9 protein-coding genes are annotated in these 8548 nt (G+C 62.4%); 8 read left to right on the top strand and 1 reads right to left on the bottom strand.

Annotation, left to right across the window (positions count from 1 at the left end):
- Positions 1–61: 61 nt before the first annotated feature.
- Positions 62–973 (bottom strand): fumarylacetoacetate hydrolase family protein, encoded by a 912-nt coding sequence (locus tag AHiyo1_RS11845; RefSeq protein ID WP_059388695.1) that lies wholly within the window; start codon positions 971–973, stop codon positions 62–64.
- A 144-nt stretch (positions 974–1117) separates the two neighbouring features.
- On the opposite strand from AHiyo1_RS11845, the gene AHiyo1_RS11840 reads away from it, so the two are divergent.
- From AHiyo1_RS11840 to AHiyo1_RS11810, 8 genes are all read left to right on the top strand, one after another.
- Positions 1118–2416, top strand: a complete 1299-nt coding sequence (locus AHiyo1_RS11840; protein ID WP_059388694.1) for an L-fuconate dehydratase — start codon at positions 1118–1120, stop codon at positions 2414–2416.
- A gap of 50 nt (positions 2417–2466) precedes the next feature.
- Positions 2467–2829, top strand: a complete 363-nt coding sequence (locus AHiyo1_RS26680) for an ATP-binding cassette domain-containing protein (protein WP_253257294.1) — start codon at positions 2467–2469, stop codon at positions 2827–2829.
- 59 nt (positions 2830–2888) lie between these two features.
- Complete coding sequence (locus AHiyo1_RS11835; RefSeq protein WP_340639323.1) at positions 2889–3998, top strand: sugar ABC transporter ATP-binding protein; 1110 nt, start codon at positions 2889–2891, stop codon at positions 3996–3998.
- Positions 3995–5032, top strand: a complete 1038-nt coding sequence (locus tag AHiyo1_RS11830; RefSeq protein WP_084784482.1) for an ABC transporter permease — start codon at positions 3995–3997, stop codon at positions 5030–5032. The genes AHiyo1_RS11835 and AHiyo1_RS11830 overlap by 4 nt, the downstream gene beginning before the upstream one ends.
- 81 nt (positions 5033–5113) lie before the next feature.
- Positions 5114–6112: an ABC transporter substrate-binding protein gene (locus AHiyo1_RS11825; RefSeq protein ID WP_084784481.1), complete on the top strand. Its 999-nt coding sequence runs from the start codon at positions 5114–5116 to the stop codon at positions 6110–6112.
- A gap of 101 nt (positions 6113–6213) precedes the next feature.
- On the top strand, positions 6214–7497 hold the full coding sequence (locus tag AHiyo1_RS11820; protein WP_059388693.1) for an alpha-L-fucosidase: 1284 nt from the start codon (positions 6214–6216) through the stop codon (positions 7495–7497).
- 1 nt (position 7498) lies between these two features.
- A complete protein-coding gene (locus AHiyo1_RS11815; RefSeq protein ID WP_059388692.1) occupies positions 7499–7813 on the top strand; it encodes an L-rhamnose mutarotase in 315 nt (104 codons plus the stop codon).
- Positions 7810–8548: aldo/keto reductase (locus AHiyo1_RS11810; protein ID WP_148667564.1), on the top strand; the 739-nt coding region annotated here is incomplete at its 3' end. The genes AHiyo1_RS11815 and AHiyo1_RS11810, both read left to right, overlap by 4 nt.

Raw genomic sequence — 8548 nt, 5'->3', positions numbered from 1 at the left:
GCCGCGCCGATGCCTGACGCCCCGCCGGTGACCAGCGCTACGAGTCCCTCGAACTCGGTGCTCACCGCGTTGCCTTGTCAGTGCCTACTGCTGCAAGCGAAGCTGCGTGGGCTCTGTAGAACTCCTGGCGCTGGCGGCCGAGTCCTTCGACTTCGAGCTCCACCACGTCGCCGGGCTGGATGTACGGGAAGCGGCCGGAGAGCGCCACGCCTTCCGGAGTGCCGGTGAGGATGACGTCGCCGGGCTCCAGGACCATGTACTGGCTGAGGTGGTGGACCACGGTCAGGGCATCGAAAATCATGTCAGAGGTGTCCGACGATTGGCGGATCTCGCCATTGACCCAGGTGCGCAACGCGAGGTGTCCGGCGTCGAGCTCATCCGCGGGAACCAACCAGGGGCCGAGGGGAGTGGACTGAGGAAGGGACTTGCCCTTGGTCCACTGGCCCGCGGCGCCGGGCAGTTGGTAGTCGCGTTCTGAGAGATCATTGGCGACGACGTAGCCCGCGATGCAGTCCGCGGCCTCGTCCGTGCTGGAAAGGTATGACGCTTCGCGACCGATCACGATTCCGAGTTCCACCTCCCAGTCGTACTTTTCCGACGACGGCGGGATGGGCGCGGGGTCCAACGGGCCACTGACCGTGTTGCTTGGCTTCAGGAACACCACGGGTGATTCCGGGGGCGTTGCTCCGGATTCGGCCGCGTGGGCCGTGTAATTGAGGCCGATGCAGACGACGTTGCCGGGCCGGGCGATGGGCGAACCGATCCGGAGTCCTTCGGCAGAAATCTCGGGAAGATTACCGGCATCAAGGGCTTCGCGGGTGCGTGCGATGCCGTCCGTGGCGAGGAACTCTCCGTTGATGTCCTTCGTCAGCGGGTCAAGGCTGAAGTACTTTTCGGTGCCGTTGGCGTTTTGGGCGATGACAACCGGCTTTTCATTTCCGGCAGTGCCCAGCCGGGCGAATTTCATGTTCATGTATTCCTCCGTGCTCTGGCTCTAACATCCGAGCTCTAGTCTGCTGTTGCTCTCCATAATACGGAAATGTGACCCATTGACAATGCAGACATCGGATGTTTACGCTCTTCCCAGCAAACTACCTGCTGCCAAGCAAGGAGCACAATGAGCGTCATCACCGCGGTGGACACCTTCGATATCCGTTTTCCCACCTCCCTGGAACTGGACGGATCGGATGCCATGAATCCGGATCCGGACTATTCGGCGGCATACCTGGTGATCCGCACCGACGCCGGCGACGGTCACGAGGGCCACGGTTTCGTCTTCACCATCGGGCGCGGCAACGAGGTGGAGGCAGTGGCTATCGAGGCACTCCGCCACCACATCCTGGGCCGCAACGTCGAGGAACTGCTCGGCGACATGGGCGGCACCTGGAAGCTCCTGGTCCACGATTCCCAACTCCGTTGGCTTGGCCCCGAAAAGGGCGTGATGCACATGGCGATCGGCGCCGTCGTCAACGCCCTGTGGGACCTCAAAGCCAAGCGGGCCGGACTGCCTCTCTGGGAGCTGCTTTCCCGGATGAGTCCGGAGGAGATTGTGGCGCTCGTGGACTTCCGGTACCTCAGCGATGCACTCACGCCGGAGGACGCGCTGGGGATAGTGCGGACGGCGGAGCCGGGGCGCGCCGCCCGCAGGGCAGCACTTCTCGCGGAAGGATACCCCGCATACACCACGACGCCGGGCTGGTTGGGTTACAGCGACGACAAACTTGTGCGGCTGGCCAAGGAAGCCGTTGCAGACGGTTTCGGGCAGATCAAGCTCAAGGTGGGGGCCTCGCTGGAAGACGACATCCGGCGCGTCCGCACGGCCCGCGACGCTGTGGGGCCTGATATCAAGATCGCCGTGGATGCGAACCAACGCTGGGACGTCCAGGAAGCGATTGACTGGATGGCGCATTTGGCTCCCTATGACATTGCCTGGATTGAGGAACCCACCAGTCCGGATGATGTCCTCGGCCATGCCGCGATTGCCCGGGGCGTGGCGCCGATCCCCGTGGCCACGGGTGAGCATGTCCAAAATCGCGTGATGTTCAAGCAGATGCTGCAGGCCGGATCCCTGCAGGTCTTGCAACTGGATGCGGCGAGGGTGGCGGGAGTGAACGAGAACATCGCCATCCTCCTGCTCGCGGCGAAGTTCGGCGTCCGCGTCTGCCCACATGCAGGTGGAGTTGGCCTCTGCGAGGCCGTCCAACACTTGTCGATGTTCGATTTCGTGGCGGTATCCGCCGACAAGAATGGTCGGATGATTGAGTTCGTCGACCATCTGCACGAGCACTTTGTCACTCCGGTGGATGTCCACGACGGCTCGTACTGGCCGCCGTCGGCACCCGGTGCCGGCAGTGAAATGGTCGGCGGCACGTTGGCCGGCTACAGCTTTCCCGATGGCCCTGTGTGGGCCCGCTAAAGGTCCCGCAAGACGCACATACACACGCTTGATCACAAGGAGGTGATGACATGACCCAACAAGTACCACCGCTGCTATCCGTCCGAGGCGTCACCAAGAGCTTCCCTGGTGTCCGGGCCCTGCACAATATGCATCTGGAATTGCGCCGCGGTGAGGTCCTTGCACTGGTTGGCGAGAACGGCGCCGGCAAATCGACGCTTATGAAGTTGCTCTCGGGCATCTATACCCCGGACCAGGGCACGTTCGAGCTCAACGGGCAGGAGTTCGTGCCGCACGGCCCGAAGCATGCCCAAGAGTCGGGCATCAGCATCATCCACCAGGAATTCAACCTGATGCCGGACCTCACGGTGGCGCAAAACATCTTCATAGGCCGCGAGCCGCGCCGTTTTGGCCTGCTCAGCGAGTATGCCTGAACCGCAAGGCCCAGGATCTGTTCGATCGCATTAGCTTGCAGCTGAACCCGCGCGAACGGGTGGGTCGGCTGACCGTGGCCAAGCAGCAGATGGTGGAGATCGCCAAGGCACTGAGTCATGACTCCAAGGTGATCATCATGGATGAGCCCACGGCTGCGCTCAATGACGCTGAGGTCACCACCTTGCACGATCTCATCCGAGGATTCATCTCGCCAGAAACGGGCGTCATCTACATCTCACACCGGATGGACGAGCTCAAGCTGATCTCCCAGCGCATTACCGTGATCCGCGACGGCGAGTATGTAGACACCGTCGGCACGGCAGAAACGTCCATGAAGGAGGTCATCTCCCTGATGGTGGGGCGGCAGGTTTCGGGAGAACAGCGCCCGACGGCGGCCACCACCGGCGCGAGTACCGACGTCGTGCTTTCGGTTGAAGGGCTTGCCACCAAGGCGCTGCTGAGGGACGTCGGGTTCGAGTTGCGCCGCGGCGAGATCCTCGGTTTCGCCGGGCTCATGGGAGCCGGCCGGACCGAAGTGGCCCGGGCATTGGTTGGTGCGGACCGCGCCACTTTCGACAAATTGCAGGTCCAGGGCGCGGATGTCGACATCCCCAATCCGGCAGTTGCGGCAAAGCTGGGAATCGGTTATCTGTCCGAGGACCGCAAGCATCTCGGTCTCATGCTGGAGCGTGACGTGAAGGAGAACATCATGCTCTCCTCGCTGACCGAAAACTCAGCGGGCGGTTTCATCAAGGACGGTGCGTTGCGCCGGACGGCCGAGGAATTCAGCAAGAAGCTGCGTATCAAGACGCCCTCGGTCCACCAACTCGCCCGTAACCTCTCTGGCGGCAATCAGCAGAAGATCGTGATCGCGAAGTGGCTGGTAAAGGACTGCGACATCCTGATCTTCGATGAACCCACGCGCGGGATCGACGTCGGTGCCAAGGAGGAGATTTACAGGCTCCTTGACGAACTGGCGGCAGGCGGGAAGGCGATCATCATGATCTCCTCGGAACTGCCCGAGGTCCTGCGAATGTCCCACCGGATCGCTGTCATGAGCGAAGGCCGGATCACAGGTTTCCTCAACAACGCGGAAGCCACCCAGGAAAACATCATGGAGCTGGCCACCCGGCGTGACTCCGCTATACCAGGAGCAGTGACAGCATGAGCCTCGTAGATTCCCCGGCGCCGCAGAAAGCGGGGCTGGAACCCGCATCGGAGACCACATCCCGCAAGGGAAACATCTCCGTGCGCCTGCGTTCGTCCTTGCAGCAGCTGCTGGCCTTCGGTTCGCTGATTGTCCTCGTGATCTTCTTCGGCATCATGAACTCCAGGTTCTTGTTGCCCACGAACCTCTCGGACATCCTGCTCTCCACTGTGGTGATCGGGTTGCTTGCCCTGGGCGCGACGTTCGTGATCATCACTGGCGGTATTGACCTCTCAGTTGGTACTGGAATGAGCCTTTGTTCGGTCATGACCGGGGTGGTGTTGAGCTATCTGGGCCTGCCCTTGTGGATGGGCGTAGTGGGCGGCATCCTGATGGGTACCGTGATCGGTGCAATCAACGGCTTCTTCATCTCCTTCCTGAAGATCCCGCCGTTCATTGCCACGCTGGCAATGATGCTTGTGGCACAGGGCATGGCCCTGGTGGTCTCCGGTACGAAGCCGATCTACTTCACCTCCACCCCGGGCTTCAGCAACCTGGCGCTCGGTAAGCCGATTGCCGGTTTAGTGGTGCCTAACGCGGTGTTCATCTTCTTCGCCGCGGCGATACTGGCCGGCATTGTGATGAGCAAAACCCTCATTGGCCGATACACCTTCTCCATCGGCTCCAACGAAGAAGCCACCGCGCTCTCCGGCATTAACGTCCGGTCATGGAAGCTCTGGATTTACACGGTGGCTGGCGCCTTCACGGGCCTCGCCGGCGTGATCATCGCCGCCCGTTTGAACTCGGCCCAGCCCGGGCAGGGGCTCGGCTACGAACTGCAGGCGATTGCCGCCGTCGTGATCGGTGGAACATCCCTGGCCGGAGGCAAAGGCTCCATTGTAGGAACCGTGATCGGGGCCCTCATCATGTCCGTGCTGACTAACGGCCTGCGCATCATCTCGGTGCCGCAGGAGTGGCAAAACGTAGCAATCGGCGTCGTGATCCTGGTGGCTGTCTACCTGGACATGCTGCGGAGGAAGGAGACCGCCAAGTGACCGTCAGCCACTCTTCTTCATGCCTGTAGCATCCGCACAGGACCGATCCTTCAGTCTTAGAAAACAAGGGAGTTTCCAAGCATGAGCAAGTCCATCTACAACCGCCGCTCTTTTCTCACCGTAACTGGCGTTGCCCTCGGGGCCGTGGCAATGGCCGGCTGCGATACCCCAGCCGCTGCTCCCGGCGCCGCCGCCACCACGCCCGGCGCCAAGCCGTACATTGCGATCGTCTCCAAAGGCTTCCAGCACCAGTTCTGGCAGGCAGTGAAGCAGGGTGCAGAGAAAGCCGCCTCAGAGTTCAACGTCACCATCACATTCGAGGGCCCCAACACCGAGGCCGATGTGGACCAGCAGATCCAAATGCTAACCACGGCGCTCGGCAAGAACCCGGCAGCCATCGGTTTCGCAGCGCTTGACTCCAAGGCGGCCACCCCGCTGCTCGAACAGGCCAAGAGCAAGAACATTCCGATCATCGCGTTCGACTCCGGCGTGGACAGCGATATCCCCGTGGGCACCGCATCCACGGACAACAAGGCTGCAGCCGGAGAGGCTGCCAAGCACTTGGCCGGCCTGATCGGAAATGAGGGCAACATCGCCATCATCTGCCACGATCAGACGTCCAAGTCCGGTGTTGACCGCCGCGACGGCTTCAAGGACTGGATCGCGGCGAACGCCCCGAAGATCAAGATCGTCGACATCCAGTACGCCGGCGGCGACCAACTTAAGTCCACCGACGCGGCCAAGGCCATCATCGCGGCACACCCCGAGCTCAAGGGCATGTACGGCACCAACGAAGGTTCTGCAATCGGCGTCGTCAATGCTGTCAATGAACTCGGCCTCAAGGACAAGCTGACCATCGTGGGCTTCGACTCCGGCAAGGCACAACTAGACGCGATCCGCGGCGGTGTCATGGCGGGTGCCATCACCCAGAACCCGGTTGGTATTGGTTATGAGACCGTCAAAGCCGCCGTCGCCGCGATCAACAAGCAACCTGTGAAAAAGGTCATCGACACCGGCTTCTACTGGTATGACGCCAAGAACATCGACTCCGAGCAGATCAAGCCGAACCTGTACCAATAGGGTCACGCACAGATTTGGTGGGGGTTAAACTCCTTCCAGTTCTTGCCGGCTACAGCCACCCAGAAGACCCCACGTGGGCACACCACTAGGAGTAACCACCCATGATCGCCCAAGCACCTTGGTTCACGGAGTCCCGGTTCGGTATGTTCGTCCACTGGGGCTTGTACGCCCTGCCGGCCCGGCACGAGTGGGTCATGAACCGCGAACGTATTCCTGCCGAGGAATATGAGAAGTACTTCCAGCACTTCAACCCGGATCTCTACGATCCGCGGGAATGGGCCCGCGCGGCGAAAGACGCCGGCATGAAATACGTAGTGCTGACCACCAAGCACCACGAAGGCTTCTGCCTCTGGGATTCCGCGCTCACCGACTACAAATCCACCAAGACTCCGTCCGGGCAGGACCTCGTGGCCCAGTACGTCGAAGCGTTGCGGGAATTCGGCCTGAAGGTCGGTTTCTACCACTCCCTCATTGACTGGCACCACCCGGATTTCACCATCGACGGGTTCCACCCCGAACGCGACAACCCCGAGGCCGAAAAGCTCAACGAGGGCCGCGACATGGCCCGCTACCGCGACTACCTCCATGGCCAGGTGCGCGAGCTGCTGAGCAACTACGGCCAGATCGACTACCTCTTCTTCGACTTTTCCTACACGAGCGAGGACCACAAGCACATCTGGGGCGGAAAGGGCCGCGACGCGTGGGGGTCCGTGGAACTCTTGAAGATGGTCCGGGAACTTCAACCCGGCATCATCGTCAACGACCGCCTGGACATTCCTGGCGACTTCGCCACGCCGGAGCAGTACCAGCCTTCCGGGCCCATGGTGGTGGACGGCATCGAAGTGCCTTGGGAAGCATGCCAAACCCTCAACGGCAGCTGGGGCTATGACCGGGACAACTTGGACTACAAGTCCGTGGACTTGCTGGTGCGCATGCTTGTGGATGGGGTGTCCAAGGACGGCAACCTACTCCTCAACGTTGGCCCCACGGCCCGCGGGAATTTCGATCCCCGGGCCGTGGAGTCCCTCCGCGGCATCGGCGACTGGATGAAGCTGCACTCCCGGGCCATCTACGGAGCTGGACCCGCTGCGTGGACCGCGCCTGCCGACGCCCGGTACACACGCCGCGGTGACCGGCTTTACGTCCACTTGTTTGCGTGGCCGTTCGAATACGTCCACCTCCCCGACCTCGCCGGCAAAGTGGAATACGCGCAGCTGCTCAACGACGCCTCCGAAGTCGCGATGCTGGAGATCGCACCGGACCGGGAGGCAATCAACACCACTCCTGGCGGACAACCAGCGGGTACCCTGACACTGAAGCTGCCCGTCCAGCGACCGGACGTGGCGGTGCCCGTCGTCGAACTCTTCCTGAAGCCCGGGGTGTAGCGTGCCGGAAACCATTGCCCTGCACACGCGGCTCAAGCCGGGTGCCGCGCAGGACTACGCGGAAGCCCATGCGGGGATCCCCGCCGAACTCGTCGCGGCCTTGAAAGAGGCCGGAGTGGGCAATTGGAGGATCTGGCGCAGCGGCCAGGAGCTCTTCCACCTTGTTGAGGTGGAGGACTACCAAGCCATGCGCCGGGCGCTCGCGGACCATCCGGCCAACGTCCCGTGGCAGGCCCGCATGGCGGAGATGCTGGAAGTCCAGGACGACTATTCCGGCAATGACTCCGGCATCCCCTTGGTATGGGAGCTGGTATGAGCGGCACGTCGTGGGATGGCGCGCTGGGCAAGCTCGGCTTCGGCGCCGCCGGTATCGGCAACCTGTACCGTGCCATGCCGGACGCCCAGGCCGCCGCCACCGTCAAGGCGGCCTGGGACTCGGGGGTCCGTTACTTCGACACCGCGCCGCACTACGGCTTGGGGCTCTCCGAGCGCAGGCTTGGTGCGGTGCTGAGGGAGATGCCACGGAGTGAGTTCACTGTGTCAACCAAGGTGGGCCGGCTGCTGGTGCCGAACGCCGTGGGATTCAGCGCGAAGGACGACGAAGGCTTCGACGTCGCAGCAACGAGCAAACGCCAATGGGACTTCTCAGAAGCGGGGATCCGCCGGAGCATCGAGGAATCGCTCGAACGGCTCGGCCTGGACCACGTGGACATCGCCTACCTGCACGATCCTGATGTCCACAACCTCGCCAAGGGGATCGGCGAAGCGCTGCCGGTCTTGGAAAAGCTGCGGGCGGACGGCGTGGTGAAGGCGATCGGCGTCGGGACCAATTCGGCGGAAGCTGCGCTCGAATGCGTCGAAGCGGCCGATCTGGACCTGGTGATGCTCGCCGGCCGGTACACGTTGCTAGAGCAGCCCGGCGTTCCGTTCCTGGACCGCTGTGTGGCGCGCGGCACCGGCGTCGTAAACGTGGGCGTCTTCAATTCCGGCCTGCTGGCGAGGCCGGACGTACCCGAGGACTCGCATTACAACTATGCGCGTGCCCCGCGCG

Origin of the sequence: Arthrobacter sp. Hiyo1 (genome assembly GCF_001263615.2) — a bacterium.
Lineage (GTDB): Bacteria > Actinomycetota > Actinomycetes > Actinomycetales > Micrococcaceae > Arthrobacter.
This window is presented reverse-complemented; position numbering and strand designations above follow the sequence as displayed.